The organism is Streptomyces sp. NPDC046866, from assembly GCF_040704625.1.
Taxonomy (GTDB): domain Bacteria; phylum Actinomycetota; class Actinomycetes; order Streptomycetales; family Streptomycetaceae; genus Streptomyces.
The window spans coordinates 564,890-589,760 of the sequence record NZ_JBEYXN010000001.1; the positions used below are offsets into that span (position 1 = coordinate 564,890).

Below are 24,871 nucleotides of genomic sequence, written 5' to 3' on the forward strand. Positions count from 1 at the left end.
GTCATCCGCTCACCCTCGCTCGGGGGCGGAGGCTGGCCCGGCGGCCCGCCGGGGTCGCGGTCCAGGTTCATCCCTCCGCCGGTCAGCCCAGCCGCCTGGGGCTCCCCTGCGGGTGGGGCCGCCTGCGCCGACCCGCTCGGCCGGTGAGTCAGAACGCGGCGGCCCTCGAAGGTGGCCGTGGGGGATCGCGCCTGCGTCAGGTCAGGCGAGTGTCCAGGTCGGGCCTTCGGGTGAGTCGAGCCAGACCCGCTGCCCCGTCTTGTCGATGGTGACGCCGTACCGGGCCGGACCCGGGCTGTCGGCCCCGGTGTAGGTGCGGTGGGCGTCTTCGAGGGCCGCCCAGATCGGCCGGGGCCCGGTCTCGGCCACGGTGCCGTCCGGCCGCAGGGCGGCCAGCGATCCGTCTGCGGCCCACAGGGTGGCGCCGGTGATCTGCTTGTCCTCGCCCATGTTGTACTGCCAGGTCAGGCCCGGCTCCACGATGCTGACCAGGAACCGGAACGCGTTGTCGGACACTGCGGTGATCGGCAACGTGGAGGGTCGGCCGGGACCGGTGGGCAGGTCCGGCCGGCGCAGGGGGACGCCGTCCTGGCTGTCCTGGCGCAAGGCCATGAAGAAGACGCCGCCGGGCAGGAAACGGCCTTCGGCCGTGTCCGGGCCGGTGCGGTGGATGCGCGCGAGGGCGTTGCCGAGGGGGGCGAGGATGACCCCTTCGTCGGCAAGCTGGGCGATCAGGGCGGGCGGGATCCGGTCCAGCCGGCACGTGGCCATGATCCTGTCGTACGGGGCCCGGTCGGGCCAGCCAGCGGCGCCGTCGCCGGTGAGGACCAGGGGGTGGTAGCCGGCCGCCGCGAGGTGTTCGGTGGCCGGGCCGGTGATGTCGTCGGCCACGTCGATGGTCACCACGTGGTCGTCCCCGAGCCGGTGGGCCAGGAGGGCGGCGTTGTAGCCGGTCCCGGCGCCGATCTCCAGGACGGTCATGCCGTCGCGGACGTCCAGCGCTTCCAGCATGGTGGCCATGACGGACGGCTGAGAGCTGGACGACGTCGCGGCGCCGCTGGTGCGGTGGGTGACCAGCGGCCGGTCATCGTGGACGGCGGTGAACCAGCGCTGACGGGCGTCCGGGTCGTCTCCGGCGATGCGGGCGCCGTCGTTGTCGTAGAAGTACGGGACGAACAGGTGCCGGGGGACGTCGGTGAACGCGGCCTGCCAGGCGGGGTCGGTCAGGTCCCCGGCGTCGGCCAGCCGCCGGGCCAGGGCGGTCCGGGCGGTGGCGGCGTCGGTGTCAAGGTCGGTGAGGGTCACGCGGTGTGGCCTTTCTGGAGGAGATCGGCAAGGGCGTGGGTGACAGCGTCCCGGGTCTGGTCGATCCATGCCCACTGACCGCCGGGGTTGACGTCGATCAGGTGATGGGTGCCTTTGCTGTCCACGATGAAGTCCAGGGCGGCGTATACGAGGTTGAGGCGGCGCATCATCTCCCGGATACCGTCCTGGACGGGGCCGGGCAGGGTTACGGGACTGTAGGTGAGGGCGGCGGAGTCGCGCCGCCAGTCCAGCCGTGCGGGGCCGGCGGGGGCGTGAATGGCGACGGGGAACATGCGGCCGTCCACGACAGGTACGCGGATCTCGTAGGCCTTGTCCGTGATCTCCCGCTGGAACAGGTGCGCCGTCAAGGCGATCCGCGGATCCGACCACTGCTCCTCGGGGACGCGGCGGGTGTAGAGCTGGCCGCGCCGGCCGTCCTCGGTGTGGACGATCCCGCCCAGCACCTTGGTGATGATCCTCCCGCCGCACGAGCGGGCGAACGGGGCGACGTCGGCCGGGTTGTTCGTGATCAGCGTCTCCGGCACGTGCAGCCCCGCTTCGACGGCTGCGGTCAGCTGGACGGGCCGGGTGCAGTCGGCGTTGTCCTGCGGCCGGTTCACCCACAGCACCCCGGGCAGGGCCCCCAGGACGGTCATGGCCTGCTTGGCCTGCACACCAGCGAACCGCTGTTCCGGCACGCTCATGGTGGCCGCGAACTCATGCCCGGTCGGCTTGCGCCACCACACCGCCCGCAGCTCGGACAGGTCGATCCCGTGGGCCGGCCCGGCCCACGACCCGGCCCACCCGCCATCGGGGCGGAGCCCGGCGCTCAGGGTGGTGCGGGTGGGGAAGTCGGACAGATCCGTCCGCCAGAACGGTATCCCCCGGCTGTTGAGCTCCCGTAGAACGTAGTCGGCGGTGGGGTCCAGGGCGTAGGTGACGACGAGCACGCGCGGCGATTCCTCGCCGCGCGTGCCCTGGCCAGGGGGGAAGGCCATCAGTCGTCGTTGGTGTCGTAGTCCACGGCGATGGCGTCCTTGCCGTCGGACTCGGTGTTGCACGCCGTGCCCTGGTTCATGGTCGGGCTGTCGAGGACCACGCGGCCGTCCATCACCGACAGCTGCGAGACGGGGTCCACGGTCAGGACCGGGCGGGGGCCGGCGGCCGCCGGGACGGGGTTGGTGAGCGCGTCGAGACCGAACGGCCGGGTGGCCGCCGGGCCGGCGGGTTCGGTGTGGATTCGGTGGGACAGGGTCGGTACGCGGTCCAGGAGAGCAGACACAGGGTGTCCTTTCGTCGTCGTTGGTCGGCTGGTGTTGGTGGTCTGCCGGTCGGCTGCTACAACCCGCCGCACGTCGTGCAGCTCGGGTCGGTGCCACCGCACCGCGGGCATTCGGGACCCATGCCGGACCCCCTCTCTGTCGTCAGGCCCCCGGGGTGGGGGCGGCGGTTGCTACCGGTGCCCCCAAAGGGGCGTCAGTGGCCGTCTGCGGGCCGGAGGGCGTCGGGGGCGACGATCCACTCAGCCCCGCCCCCCTCGGGCCGCAGAAAGACCGCGTTCGGCATGTACCGGCCGGTGTACGGGTCTTCGTAGTCACCGATGAACTGGACGATCGCTTCACATTCCCGGCCCGGGTCGAAGACCCGGGCCCCTTCGTTCAGCCAGTCCGGGAGACCGTGGTGGGAGGCGGGACGGGGTCCGCTGATCACTCCGGGGACCCCTCGGCTCGGAAGTCGGCGCGGCGCATGAACCGCTCCCACCCGTCGGCGGCCCGCTTTCGCAGGGCCCGGCTCGGGGCGCCAGGGGGCACCTCGGGAACGGTGAGCCGACGGCCGCTGGAGCCGGGCGTACGGCGGGGAAGGGGGTGATGGTCCATGCGTCGCTCCTGCCGTTGGAAGGGGCGGCAGCCGGCCCGTGAAGGGGGATGACCCAGACCGGCTACCGCATGGCGGGCCCGGGAACTGCCAACTCCCGGGCGGGTGATGGCCAATCAACACCCTGTAGACCCTGGGCCGCAGGGGCCAAGATGTAGTCCTCTGTAGTCCTGCGTAGGCCAAGGGGGTGCGGTGCGATCGTTGACGATCACGGACCTGATCGTGGAGGCATGCGAACAGCGGGGCTGGGGTCCGCAGACGCTCGCACGGAAGGTCGCCGTGGCTCGCGGCTGGGATCCGGACTCCGTTGACCGCCAGTACGGCCGCAAGTGGATGACCGGTGAACGCGTCCCCGGACCGAAGGCCTGGCTTCCGTACGTGGTCAAAGCGTTAGACCTGGATCTGACGCGCGTCGGCGTTGTCAACTCGGGTGATCCCAACCCCCTATCCGGGGATACGGTGACGGCAGTCCTGGCCCTAGGGAGGAGTGACGTGGATCCGCACCGCCGCACCGTGCTGGCCGCCACCGCCGCGTTCGCCCTGTCGGCGCTGAACCTTCCAGACGCCGAGGCGGTCACGCGCCGCGTGTCCGCCGCCCCGGCCGGCGCCGTACGGGTCGGCACCGGCGACGTCGACGCGATCCGCATGATGACCCGCACCCTGGGCGACACCGCCGCAGAGGTCGGCGGCGCCCACGCCCGCCAGCTGGCCGTGCACTACCTCACCACCACGGTCGGCCCGTGGCTCGACGGCCGCTACACCGAAGCCACCGGCCGGGCCCTCTTCGCCGCGACTTCCCAGCTGGTCCACCTGTGCGGATGGATGGCTCAGGACGCGGGCGGCGATGACCACCACCAGGGCCTCGCCCAGCGCTACTACGCGCACGCCTTCGCGCTCGCCGAGGAAGCCGGCGACGCCGAGCTGTCGGCCACCGCCCTGCGGGGCATGGCCACGCAGGCAATCGATCTCGGCCCGCGCGGCCGAGCGGTCGCCCTCAGGCTGTCCGAGAGGTGCGTCGAGTACGCCGACCGCCTGGACGAACCCAAGGCCGTCGCCTACTACCAGACCACCCTCGCCGACGCCGCCGCCCTGGACGGAGACCAGCGTCTGGCCCGGTCCGCCCTCGCGGCGTCCCAGACGGCGATCGAGCGGGCCAGCGCAGCCCCCGGGGAGTCCTGGGCCAGTCACTTCTCTACAGGCCGATGGGCCCACCACAGCGGCATGATCCTGGCCCGCCTCGGCGACCTGGACGGCGCCCGCGAACACCTCCGTCACGCACTCGAGGTCCACGGCCTGGACCGCCGCCGTTCCCGCGCGATCGTCCTGGGCGACCTCGGCGACGTCCACCTACGGCAAGGCGACCTGGACGGCGCCCTGGCCGTCTGGTCCGAGTTCATCGACTGCTCCGCCGGCATCCAGTCCGTGAAGATCACCGACGCCCTCACGGACCTGCGGGTCCGCCTGTCCCGGTACGGCAAGGCCCCCGGGGTGGCCGAGCTGGACGGCCGCGCCGCTGTGCTCCTCGGCGAAGCCTGACCTGGACGCACGGCCCGGCGGCTTCCGGGATCTCCCGGTAGCCGCCGGGCATGATGGGCGGCATGGACGTGAAGCGCTGGGTTGAGACGGGGGTGTACGGCCTTGAGGCCGGGCAGCGGGACGACGGGGTGATCGTCACCCGCACCGCTGGCGGCACGCGTCGGATCGAGCTCGACCGGCTGTGGCAGATCGCCGCGATGAGCGGCCCGGACGTGGCTCCAAACGATCCGTGGACGCCGGATCTGGCCCGCACCGTCCTGCGAGCCCTGGGCCTGCCGGAGGCGCAAGGCCCGCAGTACACCTGAGCCGCTACCCCGTGCTGGTATCCCGGCGGGGCAGGATGCCGCGAGCGGCCAGCGGCCGGTCCTCCGGCGGCATCTTCCGCAGCGGGATCGCCACCGCACCGATCCACCACAGGTAGTCCAGGCCCCCGACCTCCTTCGCCCTGCCCCGGCGGGCGAGGTGCACGGCGACGTTGCCTGGGGTGACCGGCTTGCCCATCGCGGCGACGGCCAGCGCGGCGACGAAGATGATGGCGTGCCTGGGGTCCTGGAAGTCCTCCGGGTAGGTATGCCGGGCCGCCGCCACGACGACCTCAGGGTCCTGGAGCATCATCCCCAGGAGCTGCACCTCGGGATCGTCCTCGGGATGCGGGTCAGGGGTGGACACCAGCGTGCGGATGTTCAAGGCCGTCTTCCCTCGTGTCGCCAGGCCGCACAGCCTACGACTGGGGTCCGACACTCAGCGTCGGGTATTCCACTGCCCCGCAGCCAGCCAGGTGCGGTACCGAAAGGTCGGAATTGTCGTATCGCCGCGGCCATGGAATCCGTGCGGCAAGGCGCAACCTGGCCGGCATAGCGAGCTCAGCGAGAACCAGTGAGGCCGCGTTCCAGCACGCCCGGCACACCTCAAGCCGGAGCAGGTCGTCAGGGAGTCCCGTTTCGAGCACTGCCAGGCAATCCCTGCACGTTCCACGCCACGACCAGGTCCATCCGCTGTGAGCCATCAGTGGGTCCATTCACTGCCTCGGTTCTCTCCGGCTGGGGAACGACCTCAGCCCCGCTAGGCGGCCCTCCTGCGCGTGCGCTGCACCTCCGGAACCCAAGGGGTGAGCGCGAAGCCGTGGACGACCCACGAGTGGAACGCTGCGGCGGTGTAGAGCTGGCCGCTTCCTTCGAGCCACTTCGGCTTCGGCTGGCGGCGGACCTGAGCCAGCAAGAGCATGTGGAGGCCGTCAGCGACCGGGGAGGGCCCGAGGTCCAGGTAGACCGGACGGGTGCACGCTTCGATGGTCTCGCGGGCCTGGAACCACCGGTAGCGGACAAGGGGCCGACCTGGCGAGGTCGCGACGACAAGGCGCTGGTCTGCGTGTGCGGTGGTCTCGTTGAACAGCCACGCCATCGGACCGTAGACGCGCTCGCATTGGTGGATACGGAAGCGCGGGATCGGGCCTTGCTGCTGCTCTACTACGGTGCCGTCCTTCGCTACTACGTCCGCGATCAGACCTTCGGGGTAGGGCCTGAATTGCTGACCGGCCGGAACTCCGACGCGCCAGCCCTGGTTCCACTCTCCTTCGCCACGGACGAGCGGAGCACTGACCACGGCCCCGCAGGTCGGGCAGACCTGCGGGGTCCCCGGCATCATGCGGCGCGGATCTTGTCGTCCATCCACGTCACGACGCGGTCCGTGAGCCCCATCTCTTCGGCGTCCACGCCAGCGGCCGTGAGAAGCCCGCGGACGGTGGTCTCGGTGCGATGCTTCTGCGCCAGGTCTTCGAGCTGGGGTAGGGCGGCTTCGGCCATCTTCATGTCGGCCACCAGGTCGCGTTTTGCACGGGCTTGGGAGCTGAGGGTCTTGGAGTGGGTGGCCAAGCGGTCGGCCTCCACGCGTTCTTCCTTCATCCAGGCCGGGAGGTGGTGGCCGAGGTCGGCCAGTTTGATCACGAAGAGGCTTCCCTGTACCGCAGGTCCGCGCTTGCCTCCCTGTCCTCCAGTCGATGTTCCCCCGCTCCAGCCGGGGCCCACACCTGTGCCCGTGCCCGCACCGGTGCCCACCCCCGTACCTGTCCCGGCGCCTGTACCTGTGCCCCAGGGGCCGGCACCGCAGCCGCCCGTACCGGTGCCCTCGGTCCCGGTGTTCTGGCCGGCGCTGCCGCCGTCCGTGCCATCGCCGTTCTTGCCGGTGTTCACCTCGATCTGCGAGATGCGGGAGTCCTCCCACTTCCGGTACTGGTCCAAGACGGTGTGCGCCTTGGCCAGCGCCAGCATGGTCAGGTAGCGGATCGCGACGGTTTCACCCGTCATCGCGCGCTCCACTGCCCGGTCTGCCCACCACCGCCGGAACTCAGCAGGCCCAGAAGGCGACTTGGCCGTGATCTCCTCGCAGACGTCGAGGAGGAAGCCAGCGGTCTCCGTGTCGTACGGCTTGAAGAAAAAAGCTGCGTTGTCCGTGGTCACTGCTACCTCCCCACGACGCGCAAGCCGGGCTTGCGCGACTCGGTGATGGCCTGAACCCAGGTGTTGAAGTCCTCGGCCACTGATTCGATGACGTCGATCAGGTCGTGATCTGACTTGGCGATGACGACCTGTGCTGGATAGCTGGACTCGACCAGCGTCCGGACTCTGGTGATGGCCTGGACGAAGTCGTTCTGCCAGCCTGCGAGCTCCGTAGCCGGGCTGGGCTTGCCTCCGCCGAGACCTTCCACGATCTCCTGAAGCAGAGCGCGGGTCTCGTAGTTGGGTCCATCGCTGGCCGGGGTGCCGTTGTCCTGCCTCGCGGCGAACTCTTCCGAGGCGACCTGAGCCAGTTCGGGGTCTTCCCGGATGACGGCCTGGGCCAAGGCTGGACGGTCCAGGACATATGCCGCGACGACGGCCCTTCGGGCCTCTTCGTCGGCCTTAACGGACTCCAGGACAGCGGCCCGCACTTCCGGCCGCTCCGCGTACTGCTTCACCGCCCGGTTGACGACTCGCTTGGCGTTTTGGACGCCTGGCTGGTGGCTCGGCCTGACCTCTTTCCCCAATGACCTGAGGAAATGCGCTTCCGTGATCTCGCGCCGGCCTGCTGAATGTGCGATGTCGAGAACCCGAAGCAGCCAGTTGATCTTAGGTTCACACATTGAGATGTCCACGAGGTCCTTGTGGCCATCAACCCGTACGGCTGCGAGCATCACTGCCTGTGCCGCAAACACAGGGTGCTGTAGGACTTTCACGCGAGCCTCAGCATGAACGCCTGACCACCTGTAGGCCGCCTGCCGGCGCTTTTGCAGGGTGAACACGTCAACACCCTTACGGTCGGCCAGCGCACTGAGTTTCTCGTCGTTACGGTCGCGCTTGCCTGATTCGGGAGGGCCGTACTTCTCCAGGAGCCAGTCACCCAGGTCGAAGAAGGCGGCCCGCGCTTCCCGGGCCCCGCCTTGCTCCCTGGCCAGGAGGGCTTGGATTTCTTCCAGTTCGGCGTCGGTGCACCCGGTGTCGTCGGCCGGGTTGGCTGTCCAGAAGGGTTCGATCATGGTTCCGTCCAGGCGTTGGCGGCCCGCCCACGGGGCTTCGACTGCACGCATAGTAGCGGTGTCGATACTTTCGGTTACCGCTGGGCGTCACGGAAATGCTGGGCGGATCCGCCGGGGTGTGCCCCCCTCAAGCCAGACACCCCACCCCGACAACGGCCGCGTGCCTCACGTGCCTTCACCCCCAAGAGTCGTTCTGACCTGCGCAGGGGAGTTGACAGCCCTAGATAATCCCGACGGCCTGTGCATTCGCGGCCGTTCTGTACAAGGTGGTGACGAGCGACGTGGTCTCCACCGCCCTCCAGTCGACCATCGGGAAGGCGCTCGATGTGCCGTTCTGAGGAAAAGCGGGGCCGGCGGCGGTGGCGGGGCGCGACACGCGGGGACGGGGGATACGTGACGGCGGAGGCCGCCGTGGTGATTCCCGCGCTGGTGCTGTTCGCGGCGCTGCTGGTGTGGGCGCTGATGGCGGCGGCCGCGCAGATCCGCTGTGTGGACGCGGCCCGGGCCGGTGCCCGGGCGGCGGCCCGGTCGGAACCGCTCGACACGGCGGTGGCGGCGGCCCGGGCGGCCGCCCCGCCGGGGGCGGAGGTGGCGCTGGAGCGGGAGGGCGACCTGTGGCGGGTGCGGGTGGCGGCTCCGCCGCCGGGGCCGGGCGGGCTGCCGGTGCGGCTCGGCGCCCAGGCGGTGGCGCTGGCCGAGGACAGCGTGGGGCCGCCGCCATGAGGGGCGACGACCGGGGTTCGGCCACCGTGTGGGCGGCGCTGGTGGCGGTGGTGCTGGGCGCGGTGTTCGGCGGGGTGCTCCTGCTCGGCCAGGCCGTCGTCGCCCGGCACCGGGCGGCCGCGGCCGCCGATCTGGCGGCTCTGGCCGCGGCGGCGGCCTGGGCCCACGGCCCGGAGACCGCCTGTGCCGCGGCCGGCCGGGTGGCCCGGGCCCAGGACGCCGCCCTGGCCGGCTGCACCCTCCACGGCGAGGTGGCCGAGGTCGCGGCCCGCCCGGCCAAGGGCCCCTTCACCCCCGTGTCCACCGCCCGCGCCGGCCCTCCGCTGCCGGCCCCGGGCCCGGGCCGCAACCCGGCCCCGGCGCCCGTGCCGGCTCCGGGCCCCGTGCCGGATCCGGGCCCCGTCCCCGCTCCGGGGGCCGGGGCGGGTCCGGTCCCGGGCCTGCCCGCCGGGGGTTCTGCGGGGGTCAGGGGGGCGGGGACTCCTTGAGGAGGCGGGTCAGGAGGCGGATGGCGCCGCGTTTGTGGAGGGGGTCGTTGCCGTTGCCGCATTTGGGGGACTGGATGCACGAGGGGCAGCCGGCCTCGCATTCGCAGGCGGCGATGGCGTCCCGGGTCGCCGTGAGCCAGGCGCGGGCGGTGTGGAAGGCGCGCTCGGCGAAGCCCGCGCCGCCGGGGTGGCCGTCGTACACGAAGACCGTCGGAAGGAGGGTGTCGGGATGCAGCGGCACGGACACGCCGCCGATGTCCCAGCGGTCGCAGGTGGCGAACAGCGGGAGCAGGCCGATCGAGGCGTGCTCGGCGGCGTGGAGGGCGCCGCCGAGGATCTCCGGGTGGATCCGCGCCTCGTCGAGCTGGTCCTCGGTCACGGTCCACCACACCGCCCGGGTGCGCAGGGTGCGGGGCGGCAGGTCCAGCTTGGCCTCCCCGAGCACCTCGCCGGTGATCAGCTTGCGGCGCAGGTAGGACACCACCTGGTTGGTGACCTGCACCGTGCCGTAGCAGAGCCGGGCCCCGCCCCAGGGGATCTCGGTCTCCGTCTCCAGGATGGCGATGGAGGTGGTGTCGCGGGCGGTGGTGGAGAACGGCGGGCTGGCCTCCTCGACCAGCGCCACCGAGTCCTCCAGGTCCAGCCGCTGCACCAGGTAGGTGCGGCCCTGGTGGAGGTGGACCGCGCCGTCGTGGACGGCGGTGTGGGCCGCGGACTCGTCCACGGTGCCCAGCAGGCGCCCGGTAGCCGACTCGACGATCTGCACCGGGCGGCCGCCCTCGCCCCGGATGTCGGCCAGGTCCGAGGCCCGCTCCCGGCGGGTCCAGTGCCAGGCGGTGGCCCGGCGGCGCAGCAGCCGCGCGGCCTCCAGCTGCGGCATCAGCCCCGGGGCGGCCGGCCCGAACAGCGCCAGGTCCGCCTCGGTCAGCGGGGACTCCGCGGCAGCCGCGCACAGGTGGGGGGCCAGGACGTAGGGGTTGTCGGGGTCCAGCACCGTGGCCTCCACCGGACGGCGGAACAGCGCCTCCGGATGGTGGACGAGATAGGTGTCCAGCGGGTCGTCCCGGGCGACGAGCACGGCCAGGGCGCCCTGCCCCGACCGTCCGGCCCGGCCCGCCTGCTGCCACAGGGAGGCCCGGGTGCCCGGATAGCCGGTGATCAGGACCGCGTCCAGGCCCGAGACGTCCACGCCCAGCTCCAGGGCGGTGGTGGCGGCCAGGCCCAGCAGCTCCCCGGAGTGCAGGGCCCGCTCCAGGGCGCGGCGCTCCTCGGGCAGATAGCCGCCCCGGTAGGCCGCGACACGCCGGGGCAGGGAGCGGTCCACCTCGGCCAGCCGCTCCTGGGCGATCACCGAGATCAGCTCGGCCCCGCGCCGGGAGCGGACGAAGGCGACCGTGCGGACGCCCTGGACCACCAGGTCGGTCAGCAGGTCGGCGGTCTCGGCCGTCGCGGTGCGGCGCACCGGGGCGCCCTTCTCGCCCCGCAGGTCGGTCAGCGGCGGCTCCCACAGGGCGAAGACCACCTCGCCGCGCGGGGAGGCGTCGTCGGCGACCTCGGTGACCGGAACCCCGGTCAGCCGGCAGGCGGCGGTCGCTGGGTCGCTCGCCGTGGCGGAGGCCAGCAGGAAGACCGGTTCGGAGCCGTAGCGGGCGCACAGCCGCCGCAGCCGGCGCAGCACCTGTGCCACGTGGGAGCCGAAGACGCCCCGGTAGGTGTGGCACTCGTCGATGACCACGTAGCGCAGCGTGCGCAGGAAGGAGGACCAACGGGGGTGGGCGGGGAGGATCCCGCGGTGCAGCATGTCGGGGTTGGTCAGGACGTAGTTCGCGTACTGGCGCACCCATTCGCGTTCCTCGACCGGCGTGTCGCCGTCGTACACGGCGGGCCGGACCGCGTTGCCCAGCGGGGCGGCCAGCTCGCGCACGGCGCGCCGCTGGTCGGCCGCCAGGGCCTTGGTGGGGGCCAGGTACAGGGCGGTGGCGCCGCGCCCGTTCGGGGCCTCGGCGCCGTCGGCGAGGGCCGACAGGACGGGTGCCAGGTAGGCCAGCGATTTGCCGGAGGCGGTGCCGGTGGCGACCACCACCGACTCGCCGTCGAGGGCGTGCTCGGCGGCCGCGGCCTGGTGCTCCCACGGGTGCTCGATCCCGGCGGCCCGGATGGCCGCCACGACATCCGTTCGGATGCGGTCGGGCCAGACTGCATGACGGCCCGCCCGAGGGGGCAAGTGCTCCGTATGGGTGATGCGCGCAGCTCGGGAAGGCCCCCGTGACAGGCGGTCCAGAACCGCTCCGGGGGTGGGTCGCAGGTCCTCGGGTGCCGTGGGCCGACCGGGACGGTGAGTATTGGCCATTGGAACCGAGTGTGTCACCGGCGTGCGGGACAATGGTCCGAAGGCGTCGTGCGCGCCTGCCGGTAAGTGGTTGAATGCCATCGCGGCAGCCAATCTCTCCCCGCCCGCGGGTGGGGAGGCCCCTGGGGGGCGCCGCTCGATAGCAAGGTGCTGGAGGATCCGTGGACCTGTCCCTGTCGACTCGCACTGTCGGCGACCGCACGGTCGTGGAGGTCGGTGGCGAGATTGATGTGTATACCGCGCCCAAGCTGCGCGAGCAGTTGGTCGAGTTGGTGAACGACGGCAGCTACCACCTGGTTGTCGACATGGAGCGAGTGGACTTCCTCGACTCCACCGGCCTCGGTGTGCTCGTGGGAGGCCTCAAGCGCGTCCGCGCGCACGAGGGCTCGCTGCGTCTGGTGTGCAACCAGGAGCGCATCCTGAAGATTTTCCGCATCACCGGCCTGACCAAGGTGTTCCCGATCCACACGACGGTGGAAGACGCCGTCGCGGCCACCGACTGACGGCTTCGTCGCGGGGACCGGCGTCCGCCGGCCCCCGGGGCGGAGTGGAAGAGGAGCGGGGGCGCGGGCCGTGAGCGGCCCGGGCCCCTGTAAGCCACGCCCGTAGTCCGAGGGGGACGCAATGGCCACCGTTGAACTGCGCTTCAGCGCCCAGCCCGAGCACGTCCGGACGGCCCGCCTGGTGGCGGCTGCCGTGGCGCGGCGGGCGGGCGTGGACGAGGCCGTGCTCGACGAGGTCCGCCTCGCGGTGGGCGAGGCCTGCTCGCGCGCCGTCGGACTGCACCTGAGCAACGGGCTGACCGCGCCCGTCCGGGTGGTGCTGACCGAGGAGGAGAAGCTGTTCTCCATCGAGGTCGGCGACGAGGTCCCCGGACCGCCCGGCGGCCCGGACGCCGTGCCCGGGCTCGAGGCTGCCCTGGACCCCGACGGCGACACCGAGGACGAGATGGGCCTCGCCGTCATCAGCGGTCTCGTCGACGACGTCGAGGTGACCAGCGGCGAGGGCGGCGGGACCATCCGGATGAGCTGGCCCGTTGCCGGGGAGGCCCGAATCTCGTAGTCCGGTCGGTTTATTCGATCTTATTCAGGGCCCTGTGAACAGGGCCTTTTTTCATGCCCGCGCAGTATTTCTAGATCAATGATCAGGCGTCAATGCCTTTGTCCCATTACCTCTTTCGAGGGTAATGGAGTGACGAGATCTATTGGTGGGGAGCAAGAGCAGGCCAATTCCGTTTCCCGCGCACTGTTTTGATCGGGAAGAGCTCCCTACAATCCGTCCACATCTTGAGCTCATCACGTCAAGGAGGACGAATGACGGGGCTCTTCACCCCTCTCTCGCCGGACGGCACCGCCGATCTGGCAGCCGCGGTACTCACCGATGACAACCGGCTCATCGTGATCGTGATCGCGGCCGTGGCCCTTGCCGCCCTCGTCGTGGCGCAGATCCTGGTCCGCCAGGTCCTCGCCGCCGGCGAGGGCACCGACAGCATGAAGAAGATCGCCGCCGCCGTGCAGGAAGGCGCCAACGCCTACCTGGGCCGGCAGCTGCGCACCCTCGGCATCTTCGCCGTCGTCGTGTTCTTCCTGCTCTTCCTGCTCCCCGCGGACAACTGGAGCCAGCGGGCGGGGCGTTCCGCCTTCTTCCTCGTCGGCGCCGTCTTCTCGGCGATCACCGGCTACGTCGGCATGCGGCTCGCCGTGCGCGCCAACGTCCGCGTCGCCGCCGCCGCCCGCGAGGCCACCCCCGCCGCGGGGCAGCCCGCCAAGGACCTCACCGACGTCGCCCACAAGGCCATGCGGATCGCGTTCCGCACCGGCGGCGTCGTCGGCATGTTCACCGTCGGCCTCGGCCTGCTCGGCGCCTCCTGCGTCGTCCTGGTCTACGCCGCCGACGCCCCCAAGGTCCTGGAGGGCTTCGGCCTCGGCGCCGCCCTGATCGCGATGTTCATGCGCGTCGGCGGCGGCATCTTCACCAAGGCCGCCGACGTCGGCGCCGACCTGGTCGGCAAGGTCGAGCAGGGCATTCCGGAGGACGACCCGCGCAATGCCGCGACCATCGCCGACAATGTGGGCGACAACGTCGGCGACTGCGCCGGTATGGCCGCCGACCTCTTCGAGTCGTACGCCGTCACCCTGGTGGCCGCGCTCATCCTGGGCAAGGCCGCCTTCGGCGACCTCGGCCTCGCCTTCCCGCTCATCGTCCCCGCCATCGGCGTCATCACCGCGATGATCGGCATCTTCGCCGTCTCCCCGCGGCGCAGCGACCGCAGCGGCATGACCGCCATCAACCGCGGCTTCTTCATCTCCGCCGTGATCTCGCTCGTGCTCGTCGCCGTCGCCGTCTTCGCGTACCTGCCGGCCACGTACAAGGAGCTCGTCGGCGTCGAGGACACCGCGATCAGCACGCACTCCGGCGACCCGCGGGTCCTCGCCCTCGTCGCCGTCGCCATCGGCATCGTCCTGGCGGCCCTGATCCAGCAGCTCACCGGCTACTTCACCGAGACCAGCCGCCGCCCCGTCCGGGACATCGGCAAGACCGCCCTGACCGGCCCGGCCACCGTGGTCCTCGCGGGCATCTCCGTCGGCCTGGAGTCCGCCGTCTACACGGCGCTCCTCATCGGCCTCGGCGTGTACGGGGCGTTCCTGCTCGGCGGCACCTCCATCATGCTCGCGCTCTTCGCGGTGGCCCTGGCCGGCACCGGCCTGCTCACCACCGTCGGCGTGATCGTCGCCATGGACACCTTCGGGCCCGTCTCCGACAACGCCCAGGGCATCGCCGAGATGTCCGGCGACGTCGAGGGCGCGGGCGCGCAGGTCCTGACCGACCTGGACGCCGTCGGCAACACCACCAAGGCCATCACCAAGGGCATCGCCATCGCCACCGCCGTGCTCGCCGCGTCCGCGCTCTTCGGCTCGTACAACGACGCCATCTCCAACGCGGTCAGGGACGTCGGCGCCAAGGCGGGCGAGATGAACCTCAGCCTGGACATCGCCCAGCCCAACAACCTGGTCGGCCTCATCCTGGGCGCCGCGGTCGTCTTCCTCTTCTCCGGCCTCGCCATCAACGCGGTCTCCCGCTCCGCGGGCGCCGTCGTCTACGAGGTGCGCCGCCAGTTCCGCGAGCACCCCGGCATCATGGACCACACCGAGAAGCCCGAGTACGGGCGCGTCGTGGACATCTGCACCAAGGACGCTCTGCGCGAGCTCGCCACGCCCGGCCTGCTCGCCGTGATGGCGCCCATCGCGGTCGGCTTCATCCTCGGCGTCGGCGCACTCGGCGCGTACCTCGCGGGCGCCATCGGGTGCGGCACGCTGATGGCCGTGTTCCTCGCCAACTCCGGCGGTGCGTGGGACAACGCGAAGAAGCTCGTCGAGGACGGACACCACGGCGGCAAGGGCAGCGAGGCCCATGCCGCGACGGTCATCGGCGACACCGTCGGCGACCCGTTCAAGGACACTGCGGGACCGGCGATCAACCCGCTGCTGAAGGTCATGAACCTGGTGGCCCTGCTCATCGCCCCGGCAGTCGTCCAGTTCAGCTACGGGGCCGACACCAGCGCGACGGTGCGCGCGATCGTCGCGGCCGTCGCCGTCACGGTCATCGTCGGTGCGGTCTACGTCTCCAAGCGGCGCGGCGTGGCCGTCGGCGGCGACGCCGAGGGCGGAACGGGGACCGCCGAGCGGGTGTCGCAGCCGACCGACCCCGCGGTGGTGTCCTGACCGGTCCCACGGCGGACCGACCAGGCGGGGATAGGCCCGAACGGCGGACGGGTGGCGCGGAGCGACGCGTCGTCCGTCCGCCTTTCCGCTTACCCGGATGGCGGGTTGGTATCTTCCCGGCCGAGAGCCTTCGAAGGGACCAATCCGGTGAACAAGAAGCTTGCGGCCGCGCTGTCCGGCAGCGCGGTACTGATGCTCGTGCTGTCCGGTTGCGGCGGCGAAGACGGCGACGAGAAGGCCAACGCCTGGGCCAAGCAGGTCTGTGACAAGTGGGCGCCCCAGCTGAAGAAGATCGAGACCGCCAACGCCGACCTCAAGCGCGTGTCGGGCGAGAGCACCAAGCCGGACGAGGTCCAGAGGACCGACTCGGCCGCCTTCCAGGCCCAGGCCGATGCGTACAAGGCGATGAGCGCCGCCGTGGCGCAGGCCGGGGTCCCGCCCACGAAGGACGGCCAGGCGACCAAGGACGCAGCGGTCAAGGGCTTCGACGCGGCGTCCAAGGCCTACACGGACCTCAAGGCGAAGGTGGACGCGCTGGACCCCAAGGACCAGGGCAAGTTCGCCGACGGCCTCAAGGAGATCGCGGCCGGCATCACCGAGGCGCAGAAGGGCAGCACGGACGCCTACGGCCAGTTGAAGAAGGCCGGCCTGGACCAGGCGATGAACACCCAGAAGGGCTGCAAGGTCACCCTGGCGCCCACGGCGTCGCCCGCGAAGTGAGCCGTCGGCGGCGCACGGGTCCGCGGCGCACGGATCGGAGCCCGTAGCCGACACAATGGACGCGTGAGTACCACCAGCCTCCCCACGCCCGACCGCGCCGCCGAGCTCCGCACCGCCCTGCTCGCCGCCGGCTTCACCGCCGACGGGCTGCTCGACCTGCTCGGCGCCCCCGCCTACGCGGCCCTGGCCCGCAGCGAGACGGTCCCCGCGCTGCGCGCCACCCGCAACCGCAGCAACGGCCCGCTCCCGAGCCTGGTCCGGCTGTTCCTGCTCCAGCAGCCGGAGCCGTACGTTCACGTCTCGCCCGCGCTGCCCGTCGAGGCCCTGATCGCCGACGGCTGGCTGCGCCGGGAGGGCGACGAGGTGCACGCCACCGTCGACGTGCGCCCGTACGGCGGCCCGGACGGCGAGGACTGGTTCATCGTCTCGGACCTCGGCTGCGCCGTCGGCGGGGCCGGCGGCATCGGCAGCCGCGAGGAGGGCGTCGTCCTCGGCGTCGGCGGCGCCTCCACCACCCTCGCCGGGATCACCGTGCGCCGCCCCGTCGCCAGTGCCCTCGACCTCGGCACCGGCTCGGGCATCCAGGCCCTGCACGCCGCGCAGCACGCCACCCGCGTCACCGCCACCGACGTCAACCCGCGGGCCCTGGAGTTCACCCGGCTGACCCTGGCGCTGTCCGGTGCCCCGGAGGCCGAACTGCTCCTCGGCTCCCTCTTCGAGCCGGTCGGCGACGCCACGTACGACCTGATCGTGTCGAACCCGCCGTTCGTGATCTCGCCCGGCGCCCGGCTGACGTACCGGGACGGCGGCATGGGCGGCGACGACCTGTGCCGGACCCTGGTCCAGGAGGCCGGCGCGCACCTCAACCCCGGCGGCTACGCGCAGTTCCTCGGCAACTGGCAGCACGTGGAGGGAGAGGACTGGCGCGAGCGGCTCCGCTCCTGGGTGCCGCGCGGCTGCGACGCCTGGATCGTGCAGCGCGACGTGCAGGACGTCACCCAGTACGCCGAGCTGTGGCTGCGCGACGCGGGCGACCACCGCACCGATCCGGCCGAGTACGCGCGCCGGTACGAGGACTGGCTCGACGAGTTCGAGGCCCGCAAGACCAAGGCCGTGGGCTTCGGCTGGATCACGCTGCGCCGCAGCGACGCCGACGAGCCGTCGATCGTGATCGAGGAGTGGCCGCACTCGGTGGAGCAGCCGCTCGGCGACGCCGTCACCGCGCACTTCGCCCGCCAGGACTACCTGCGCGCCCACGACGACGCCTCGCTGCTGGAGGCCCGCTTCGCGCTGGTCGCCGAGGTCGTCCAGGAGCAGGTCGGCTCCCCGGGGGCCGAGGACCCCGAGCACGTGGTGCTCCGGCAGAACCGCGGCATGCGGCGCGCCACGACGGTCGACACGGTGGGGGCGGGCTTCGCCGGCGTGTGCGACGGATCGCTCACCGCGGGCCGGATCCTCGACGCGATCGCCCAGCTGATGCAGGAGGACCCGGTCGTGCTGCGGGCCCGGACGCCGGAGGCGATCCGGATGCTGGTGGAGCAGGGCTTCCTGGAGCCGGTCGAGGCCTGATCCGCGGGGCGGCCGGGTGCCCCGCCGGGCCCCTGCGCCGCCCTCCGCTTCTCCCTTCGCCTCCTGCTTCGCGCTCCCCTCGCGCCGCCTTCCGCTTCCCCTCTGTTTCGCTCTCCCCCACGCTTGCCCCGGGATGTAACCCGCGGTTCGTTTTCCGTTCCCCCTCGGCTGGCAGGCTGTCGGCCGAGGGGGAAAGCCAGGGGTGTCCGTGGGTGTCCGGGGGGATCCGGGGGGACCCGAGAGCGGCCCGGGGGACGAAGGGGAACGGTATGGAGAGCGGTCCGGCGATCTTCGCGGCGGCCGTGTTCCTGCTGTTCGGGACCGCTCTGCTGGCCTGGACTGGGGCGCGCGCCCGCAAGGGTGCGCCGGTCGCCGAGGGCGTGCGCCCCGCCGTGGCCGTACCGCTGGCGCTGGTCGCCGGCGCGGCGTCGCTGGCCCTCGGCGTGTGGTGCCTGGCGCGGCTGTGACTTCCGCGCCCTGCCCCGCGTAGCACCGGTCGCCGCGCAGAGAGCGGCCCCGCGGGGGAAACCGGACGTCAGGCGGGGTGCGGGGGAGCGGCCAGACGGCCCCCGGGCCACTCGGGGCGGTGATCGGGACGGGCCCGGCGGGGTATCCGGGCGGCAGAAATGGCACTTGTCGGGTTACCGTTCGAGTGGCCGTTGCGGGCTTGTGCCGTTTGACACGGGGGCGGGTTGTACCGTCACACTCCGCAGCGTCGCCGTACTGCGACCGAGTGCCGACCGGAGAGAAGAGCCAAGTTGTCCCCGACTAGCGAGACCGCACAGGGCGGCCGCCGACTCGTCATCGTCGAGTCCCCTGCCAAGGCGAAGACGATCAAGGGCTACCTCGGCCCGGGATACGTCGTCGAGGCGAGCGTCGGGCACATCCGCGACCTCCCGAACGGCGCGGCCGAGGTCCCCGACAAGTACACGGGCGAGGTCCGCCGCCTCGGCGTGGACGTCGAGCACGACTTCCAGCCGATCTACGTCGTCAATGCCGACAAGAAGGCCCAGGTCAGGAAGCTCAAGGAGCTGCTGGCCGATTCCGACGAGCTCTTCCTCGCCACCGATGAGGACCGCGAGGGCGAAGCCATCGCGTGGCACCTGCAGGAAGTCCTCAAGCCGAAGGTCCCCGTCCACCGGATGGTCTTCCACGAGATCACCAAGGACGCGATCCGCGAGGCCGTCGCCAACCCGCGCGAGCTGAACCAGCGCATGGTCGACGCCCAGGAGACCCGCCGCATCCTCGACCGCCTCTACGGCTACGAGGTCTCGCCGGTCCTGTGGAAGAAGGTCATGCCGCGGCTGTCGGCCGGACGCGTGCAGTCCGTCGCCACCCGTCTCGTCGTCGAGCGCGAGCGCGAGCGCATCGCCTTCCGCTCCGCCGAGTACTGGGACCTCACCGGCACCTTCTCCACCGGCCGGGCCGGCGACCCGTCCGACCCGTCCACGCTCGTCGCCCGCCTGAACACCGTCGACGGCAAGCGCGTCGCGCAGGGCCGCGACTTCGGTGCGAACGGGCAGCTGAAGAACACCGAGGTGCTCCACCTCGACGAGGCGAACGCACGGGCGCTGGCCGCCGCGCTCGCCGACAGCTCCTTCGCCGTCCGCTCGGTGGAGTCCAAGCCGTACCGCCGCTCCCCGTACGCCCCGTTCCGCACGACGACGCTGCAGCAGGAGGCCTCGCGCAAGCTGGGCTTCGGCGCGAAGGCCACGATGCAGGTGGCGCAGAAGCTGTACGAGAACGGCTTCATCACCTACATGCGTACCGACTCCACGACCCTCTCGGACACCGCCGTGGCGGCCGCCAGGGCCCAGGTCACGCAGCTGTACGGGGCCGACTACCTGCCGGAGAAGGCCCGCGTCTACGCCGGCAAGGTCAAGAACGCGCAGGAGGCGCACGAGGCGATTCGCCCGTCGGGTGATCGTTTCCGCACGCCCGCCGAGACCGGCCTGACCGGTGACCAGTTCCGCCTGTACGAGCTGATCTGGAAGCGGACCGTCGCCTCCCAGATGAAGGACGCCACCGGCAACTCGGTGACGGTGAAGATCGGCGGCACGGCCTCGGACGGCCGGGACGCCGAGTTCACCGCGTCCGGCAAGACGATCACCTTCCACGGGTTCATGAAGGCGTACGTCGAGGGCGCGGACGACCCGAACGCCGAGCTCGACGACCGCGAGCGGCGCCTGCCGCAGGTCGCGGAGGGCGACGCCCTCACCGCCGACGAGATCACCGCGGACGGCCACGCGACGAAGCCGCCGGCCCGCTACACCGAGGCCTCGCTGGTCAAGGAGCTGGAGGAGCGGGAGATCGGCCGCCCGTCGACGTACGCGTCGATCATCGGCACGATCCTCGACCGCGGGTACGTCTTCAAGAAGGGCACGGCGCTCGTGCCGTCCTTCCTGTCGTTCGCCGTGGTCAACCTGCTGGAGAAGCACTTCGGCCGACTCGTCGACTACGACTTCACCGCCAAGATGGAGGACGATCTCGACCGCATCGCGCGGGGCGAGGCCCAGGCCGTGCCGTGGCTCAAGCGGTTCTACTTCGGCTCCGAGGACGCCTCCGCGGTCGCCCCGGCGGCCGACGGCGGCGACCACCTCGGCGGTCTGAAGGAGCTCGTGACCGACCTCGGTGCGATCGACGCCCGGGAGATCTCCTCCTTCCCCGTCGGCGAGGGCATCGTCCTGCGCGTCGGCCGGTACGGGCCGTACGTGGAGCGCGGCGAGAAGGACGCGGAGGGCCACCAGCGGGCCGACGTGCCGGACGACCTGGCTCCGGACGAGCTGACGGTGGCGTACGCGGAGGAGCTGTTCGCCAAGCCGAGCGGCGAGTTCCAGCTGGGCAAGGACCCGGTCACCGGCAACGAGATCGTCGCCAAGGACGGCCGCTACGGTCCGTACGTGACGGAGGTCCTGCCCGAGGGCACGCCGAAGACCGGCAAGAACGCGGTCAAGGCGCGGACGGCCTCGCTGTTCAAGTCCATGTCCCTGGACACCGTCACCCTCGACGACGCGCTGAAGCTCATGTCGCTGCCGCGGGTGGTCGGCACCGATGCCGAGGGCGTGGAGATCACCGCGCAGAACGGCCGCTACGGCCCGTACCTGAAGAAGGGCACGGACTCGCGGTCCCTGGAGTCGGAGGACCAGCTCTTCACCATCACGCTGGACGAGGCCCTGGCGATCTACGCCCAGCCGAAGGTCCGCGGCCGGGCGGCGGCCAAGCCGCCGCTGAAGGAGCTGGGGACCGACCCGGTCAGCGAGCGGCCGGTCGTGGTGAAGGACGGCCGCTTCGGCCCGTACGTGACGGACGGCGAGACGAACGCCACGCTGCGGCGCGACGACGACGTCGAGACGATCACGCCGGAGCGCGGCTACGAGCTGCTGGCGGAGAAGCGGGCGAAGGGGCCGGCGAAGAAGACGGCCAAGAAGGCCGCCGCAAAGAAGGCGCCGGCCAAGAAGACGGCCACGGCGGCGAAGAAGACCGCGGCCAAGAAGACCACCGCCAAGAAGACGACGACGGCGGCGGCGAAGAAGACGGCGGCGAAGAAGACCGCCGCCGCCACGCCCCCCGCGGAGGACTGACCTCCGCCCGGCCGCTCGAACGCCGGCGGGGCTGGACCTCTCCAGCCCCGCCGGCGTTCGAGGCGCGGGGGCGGGGGGCGGAGCCCCTGGCTTCGGGAAGGGGCGGGGAGGGGAAGGGCTCCGCGCAGCGGCCCGCCGGCCCCGGGGCGCGCCGCCCGGGTTGTCCACAGGGCAGCAGCACCGGCCAAGCGCAGCGGATAGGCTGGGCGGATGACGCGAGCCGAGCAGCCGACTGGCGTGACCGCCCCCCAGAACCCCACCTACGACGAAGCCCTCGCCGCGGATTCCCGCGAGCGGGCGGTGCGCGCACTGCTGCGCACTCCCAGGCTGCGCCGCCTGTGGAGCGCCCAGCTCGTCAGCGGCATCGGCGACGCCCTCGCCGTCCTCGTCCTGGTCCTGCTCGTCCTCCAGGCGGCCGTCTCCCAGGAGGCCTTCGGCGGCGGCTACCGCGGCTGGGCCCTGGCCGTCGCCGCCGTCTTCGGGGTGCGGATCCTCGCCACGCTGCTCTTCGGCGCGGTCCTGCTCGGCCCCCTCGCCAAGCTGACCGGCCCCGGCGGCGCGTTCGACCGCCGCTGGACGATGGCCGGGGCCGACGGCATCCGGCTCGCGCTCTTCGTCGTCGCCCCGCTCTGGCTCGACTGGATCCCGGAGCACGCGCTGACCGCGCTGCTGGCCACCGTCTTCGTCTCCGGCGCCGCCGAGCGGCTGTGGACCCAGGCCAAGGACGCCGCCGCCCCCGCCCTGCTGCCCGCGGCGCCGCCGGAGGGGGCCGCCGTCCGGCCGCTGCCCGACCACCTCGACGCGCTGCGCCGGCTGACCCTGCGCACCTCGTTCGCCGCCATGCCGGCCGCCGCGGCCGCACTGCTCGCCGCGTCGCTGGTCGGCAAGGTCCTCGGCCTCGGCATCGACTGGTTCGCCGCGAACCGGGCCGCCCTCGGCTCGTACGTGGCGGCCGGCCTGTTCGCCGCCTCGCTCTCGCTGCTGCTGCCGCTGGTGCTGCCCACCGGCAAGGCCCCGCGCCTGCGCTCGCCGCTGGAGGGCCTGCGGCCCCCGAAGGCGGGGGACGTGCCCGACAAGGGCCGCACCGGCGCCATCCCGCTGCTCGTGCTGGCCTGCGCCGCCGTGGCCGGAGCCGTGGCCTCCGCGGCCGCCGTCGCCGTGCTGCACGCCTACGACCTCGGCGGCGGGCCCGCCACCTTCGCGCTGCTCGTCCTGGCCCTGGTCGGCGGCACCGCCCTCGGGATCCGCGCCGCCCAGGCCGGCAAGGTGCTGCCCGCGCTGTCGCGGCGCCGGCTGCTCGCCCTGGCCACGGCCGCCACCGGGCTCGCGCTGCTGCTGACCGGCCTGGTCACGGATGCGGCGACCGTGCTGTTCCTGTCGCTGCTCGCCGGCACCGCCGCGGGCGTGGCCGCCAACACCGGGCACACCCTGCTCGACCAGGAGACCGAGGAGCCGCGCCGCGCCCGGGTCACCGAGCACCTCCAGGCCGTCGTCCGGGTGGCGGTGGCCCTCGGCGCCGTCACCGCCCCGGTCGTGGCCGCCGCGATCGGCCCGCACCGGCTGGCCGGCGGGGGGCTCGTCTTCGAGCACGGCGGCGCCGCGTTCACCCTGATGCTGGTCGGCGCGCTGCTGCTGCCGGCCGCCGTGGTGGTCCTGGCCAAGGCCGACGACCGCGGCGGCGTACCGCTGCGCCGCGACCTGCGCGAGGCGCTGCGCGGCGGGGAGCCGGTGCAGGCTCCGTCCGCGACCGGTTTCTTCATCGCCCTGGAGGGCGGCGACGGGGCCGGCAAGTCCACCCAGGTCCAGGCGCTGGCCGACTGGATCCGGGGCAAGGGCCACGAGGTCGTCGTCACGCGCGAGCCGGGCGCCACCCCGGTCGGCAAGCGGCTGCGGTCCATCCTGCTCGACGTGTCCTCGGCCGGGCTGTCGAACCGCGCCGAGGCCCTGCTGTACGCGGCGGACCGCGCGGAGCACGTGGACACCGTGGTCCGGCCCGCCCTGGAGCGCGGCGCCGTCGTCATCTCCGACCGCTACATCGACTCCTCCGTCGCCTACCAGGGGGCGGGTCGCGACCTGTCCCCGACCGAGATCGCCCGCATCTCCCGCTGGGCCACCGGCGGACTCGTACCGAACCTGACCGTGCTGCTCGACGTGTCGCCGGAGACGGCGCGGGAGCGGTTCACGGAGGCGCCCGACCGGCTGGAGTCCGAGCCGGCCGAGTTCCACCAGCGCGTGCGGGCCGGGTTCCTGACCCTCGCCGCCGCCGACCCCGGCCGCTACCTGGTGGTCGACGCCGGGCAGGACCCGGAGTCCGTCACCACCGTCGTACGGCACCGGCTGGACCGGATGCTGCCGCTCTCCGAGGCCGAGCTGGCCGCGCAGGCCGAGGCCCGGCGCAAGGCGGAGGAGGAGGCGCGGCGCCGCGCCGAGGAGGAGGCCGCGCGCAAGGCGGAGGAGGAGCGGCTGCGCGCCGAGGAGGAGGCCCGCCGGGCCCGCGAGGCCGAGGAGGCCCGCCGCAAGGCCGAGGCGGAGGCCGCCGAGGCGCGCCGCCGGGCCGAGGAGGAGGCCGCCCGCCGGGCGGAGGAGGAGCGGCTGCGCGCCGAGGAGGAGGCCCGTGCCCGGGCCGAGGCCGAGCGGCTGCGCGCGGAGGCCGAGGCGAAGGCCCGTGCGGCCGAGCAGGAGCGGCTGCGCAAGGAGGCCGAGGAGGAGGCCCGGCTGCGCGCGGAGGCCGAGGAGCGGCGCCGGGAGAAGCAGCGGCGGGCCGAGGAGGCCCTGCTGAAGGCGGAGGAGGCGCGCCGGCTGGCGGAGGCCCAGGCGGCGGCCGCGGCGGCAACCGCTGCTGCCGCGGCTGCTGCGCGGCAGGCGGCCCAGGAGCCCCCGGCCGCCCAGGCGGCCCCGAAGGTGTCGATGGCCAAGGAGCCGCTCCCGGACGACGCGGTGACGGTCGAGACGCCGATCGTGAGGCCGCCCGCGGACAAGCGGGTGGTCCGGCCGGACGACGTGACCCAGACGGTGCCGGTGCCGAAGGTGGACCCGGCCGCGGAGACCTCCGTGCTGCCGGCCGTCCCGGGAGCCGGCCCGGCCGACGAGACGGCCGTGCTGCCTCCCGTACGCCCGCAGGCCGCCCAGGGCGACCGGCAGCAGGCCGCGCAGTCGTACTCCGCGGTGCGCCCGACGGCCCGCCACTCGGACGAGGCCCCGGCCGACCGGGTGCCGCCGGGCATCTTCCGTGACTCCGCCGAGGACGTGACCCGCGAGCTTCCCGTCCTCGACCTGGACGAGGAGGGCCGCCCGCGCGGCCCGCGCCCCTCGTGGGCCGAGGAGACCCCGCTGGACGACCTGCCGAGCCTGGCGGACGAGCTCCTCGGCCCGCACGCGGACGAGGACGACGACGAGGGCCGCAACGGCAGGGGAGGCCCGCGCCGCCGCCGCTGACCGCAACCGCCGCCGACCGCAGCCGCGGGGAGCGGACGGTGGCGGGACAGGACGGG

The 24,871-nt window shown here is 72.6% G+C and carries 22 protein-coding genes and 1 pseudogene; 13 read left to right on the top strand and 10 right to left on the bottom strand.

Annotation, left to right across the window (positions count from 1 at the left end):
- Positions 1 to 201: 201 nt before the first annotated feature.
- From AB0953_RS02650 to AB0953_RS02670, 5 genes are all read right to left on the bottom strand, one after another.
- A complete protein-coding gene (locus AB0953_RS02650; RefSeq protein ID WP_366857528.1) occupies positions 202 to 1,305 on the bottom strand; it encodes a methyltransferase domain-containing protein in 1,104 nt (367 codons plus the stop codon).
- Positions 1,302 to 2,303 carry an MvdC/MvdD family ATP grasp protein gene (locus AB0953_RS02655; protein ID WP_366857530.1) on the bottom strand — a complete coding sequence of 334 codons (1,002 nt, stop codon included), beginning with the start codon at positions 2,301 to 2,303 and terminating at the stop codon, positions 1,302 to 1,304. Before AB0953_RS02655 ends, AB0953_RS02650 begins: the two co-directional genes overlap by 4 nt.
- On the bottom strand, positions 2,303 to 2,587 hold the full coding sequence (locus AB0953_RS02660) for a hypothetical protein (RefSeq protein WP_366857531.1): 285 nt from the start codon (positions 2,585 to 2,587) through the stop codon (positions 2,303 to 2,305). Before AB0953_RS02660 ends, AB0953_RS02655 begins: the two co-directional genes overlap by 1 nt.
- Before the next feature lie 194 nt (positions 2,588 to 2,781).
- Positions 2,782 to 3,015, bottom strand: a complete 234-nt coding sequence (locus AB0953_RS02665) for a hypothetical protein (protein ID WP_366857532.1) — start codon at positions 3,013 to 3,015, stop codon at positions 2,782 to 2,784.
- Positions 3,012 to 3,182, bottom strand: a complete 171-nt coding sequence (locus tag AB0953_RS02670; protein WP_366857533.1) for a hypothetical protein — start codon at positions 3,180 to 3,182, stop codon at positions 3,012 to 3,014. The genes AB0953_RS02665 and AB0953_RS02670 overlap by 4 nt, the downstream gene beginning before the upstream one ends.
- A gap of 490 nt (positions 3,183 to 3,672) precedes the next feature.
- On the opposite strand from AB0953_RS02670, the gene AB0953_RS02675 reads away from it, so the two are divergent.
- Together AB0953_RS02675 and AB0953_RS02680 are read left to right on the top strand one after the other, a co-directional pair.
- Positions 3,673 to 4,716, top strand: a complete 1,044-nt coding sequence (locus AB0953_RS02675) for a tetratricopeptide repeat protein (protein ID WP_366857534.1) — start codon at positions 3,673 to 3,675, stop codon at positions 4,714 to 4,716.
- Positions 4,717 to 4,778: 62 nt separating this feature from the next.
- On the top strand, positions 4,779 to 5,021 hold the full coding sequence (locus tag AB0953_RS02680; RefSeq protein ID WP_366857535.1) for a hypothetical protein: 243 nt from the start codon (positions 4,779 to 4,781) through the stop codon (positions 5,019 to 5,021).
- 4 nt (positions 5,022 to 5,025) lie between these two features.
- Here AB0953_RS02680 and AB0953_RS02685 read toward each other — a convergent pair whose 3' ends face one another.
- From AB0953_RS02685 to AB0953_RS02700, 4 genes are all read right to left on the bottom strand, one after another.
- Positions 5,026 to 5,403 carry a DnaB-like helicase N-terminal domain-containing protein gene (locus AB0953_RS02685; protein WP_366857536.1) on the bottom strand — a complete coding sequence of 126 codons (378 nt, stop codon included), beginning with the start codon at positions 5,401 to 5,403 and terminating at the stop codon, positions 5,026 to 5,028.
- A gap of 375 nt (positions 5,404 to 5,778) precedes the next feature.
- The gene (locus AB0953_RS02690; RefSeq protein WP_366857537.1) at positions 5,779 to 6,360 is read right to left on the bottom strand and encodes a hypothetical protein; all 582 of its coding nucleotides are present in this window, start codon (positions 6,358 to 6,360) and stop codon (positions 5,779 to 5,781) included.
- Positions 6,357 to 7,172: a hypothetical protein gene (locus AB0953_RS02695; protein ID WP_366857538.1), complete on the bottom strand. Its 816-nt coding sequence runs from the start codon at positions 7,170 to 7,172 to the stop codon at positions 6,357 to 6,359. Before AB0953_RS02695 ends, AB0953_RS02690 begins: the two co-directional genes overlap by 4 nt.
- A gap of 2 nt (positions 7,173 to 7,174) precedes the next feature.
- Positions 7,175 to 8,227, bottom strand: coding sequence for a hypothetical protein (locus AB0953_RS02700; protein WP_366857539.1), 1,053 nt, complete (start codon positions 8,225 to 8,227; stop codon positions 7,175 to 7,177).
- Positions 8,228 to 8,463: 236 nt separating this feature from the next.
- Between AB0953_RS02700 and AB0953_RS02705 the strand changes: the two are divergent.
- The 3 genes and pseudogenes from AB0953_RS02705 to AB0953_RS02715 all read left to right on the top strand — a co-directional run.
- A pseudogene (locus AB0953_RS02705) lies at positions 8,464 to 8,565 on the top strand (DUF4244 domain-containing protein); the annotation flags it as partial.
- Complete coding sequence (locus tag AB0953_RS02710; protein ID WP_366857540.1) at positions 8,552 to 8,950, top strand: TadE family type IV pilus minor pilin; 399 nt, start codon at positions 8,552 to 8,554, stop codon at positions 8,948 to 8,950. The pseudogene AB0953_RS02705 and the gene AB0953_RS02710, both read left to right, overlap by 14 nt.
- Positions 8,947 to 9,438 carry an Rv3654c family TadE-like protein gene (locus AB0953_RS02715; RefSeq protein ID WP_366857541.1) on the top strand — a complete coding sequence of 164 codons (492 nt, stop codon included), beginning with the start codon at positions 8,947 to 8,949 and terminating at the stop codon, positions 9,436 to 9,438. Before AB0953_RS02710 ends, AB0953_RS02715 begins: the two co-directional genes overlap by 4 nt.
- On the opposite strand, the gene AB0953_RS02720 is transcribed toward AB0953_RS02715, so the two are convergent.
- Positions 9,416 to 11,869, bottom strand: coding sequence for a DEAD/DEAH box helicase (locus AB0953_RS02720; RefSeq protein ID WP_366857542.1), 2,454 nt, complete (start codon positions 11,867 to 11,869; stop codon positions 9,416 to 9,418). The genes AB0953_RS02715 and AB0953_RS02720 overlap by 23 nt on opposite strands.
- An 80-nt stretch (positions 11,870 to 11,949) precedes the next feature.
- Between AB0953_RS02720 and bldG the strand changes: the two genes are divergently transcribed.
- The 8 genes from bldG to tmk all read left to right on the top strand — a co-directional run bounded on the left by bldG (position 11,950) and on the right by tmk (position 24,815).
- Positions 11,950 to 12,291 carry an anti-sigma factor antagonist BldG gene (gene bldG, locus AB0953_RS02725; RefSeq protein WP_030152678.1) on the top strand — a complete coding sequence of 114 codons (342 nt, stop codon included), beginning with the start codon at positions 11,950 to 11,952 and terminating at the stop codon, positions 12,289 to 12,291.
- A gap of 121 nt (positions 12,292 to 12,412) precedes the next feature.
- Entirely contained in the window at positions 12,413 to 12,850 is a 438-nt protein-coding gene (locus AB0953_RS02730; protein WP_366857543.1) for an ATP-binding protein, read from the top strand.
- Positions 12,851 to 13,101: 251 nt separating this feature from the next.
- A complete protein-coding gene (locus AB0953_RS02735; RefSeq protein WP_366857544.1) occupies positions 13,102 to 15,510 on the top strand; it encodes a sodium-translocating pyrophosphatase in 2,409 nt (802 codons plus the stop codon).
- 147 nt (positions 15,511 to 15,657) lie between these two features.
- On the top strand, positions 15,658 to 16,230 hold the full coding sequence (locus tag AB0953_RS02740; protein WP_366857545.1) for a small secreted protein: 573 nt from the start codon (positions 15,658 to 15,660) through the stop codon (positions 16,228 to 16,230).
- Positions 16,231 to 16,293: 63 nt separating this feature from the next.
- Positions 16,294 to 17,799 carry a class I SAM-dependent methyltransferase gene (locus AB0953_RS02745; protein WP_366857546.1) on the top strand — a complete coding sequence of 502 codons (1,506 nt, stop codon included), beginning with the start codon at positions 16,294 to 16,296 and terminating at the stop codon, positions 17,797 to 17,799.
- 269 nt (positions 17,800 to 18,068) lie between these two features.
- A complete protein-coding gene (locus tag AB0953_RS02750; RefSeq protein WP_366857547.1) occupies positions 18,069 to 18,266 on the top strand; it encodes a hypothetical protein in 198 nt (65 codons plus the stop codon).
- Between the two features lie 291 nt (positions 18,267 to 18,557).
- Positions 18,558 to 21,380: a type I DNA topoisomerase gene (topA, locus tag AB0953_RS02755; RefSeq protein WP_366857548.1), complete on the top strand. Its 2,823-nt coding sequence runs from the start codon at positions 18,558 to 18,560 to the stop codon at positions 21,378 to 21,380.
- Positions 21,381 to 21,590: 210 nt separating this feature from the next.
- Positions 21,591 to 24,815 carry a dTMP kinase gene (tmk, locus tag AB0953_RS02760; RefSeq protein WP_366857549.1) on the top strand — a complete coding sequence of 1,075 codons (3,225 nt, stop codon included), beginning with the start codon at positions 21,591 to 21,593 and terminating at the stop codon, positions 24,813 to 24,815.
- The last annotated feature ends 56 nt before the right edge of the window (positions 24,816 to 24,871 follow it).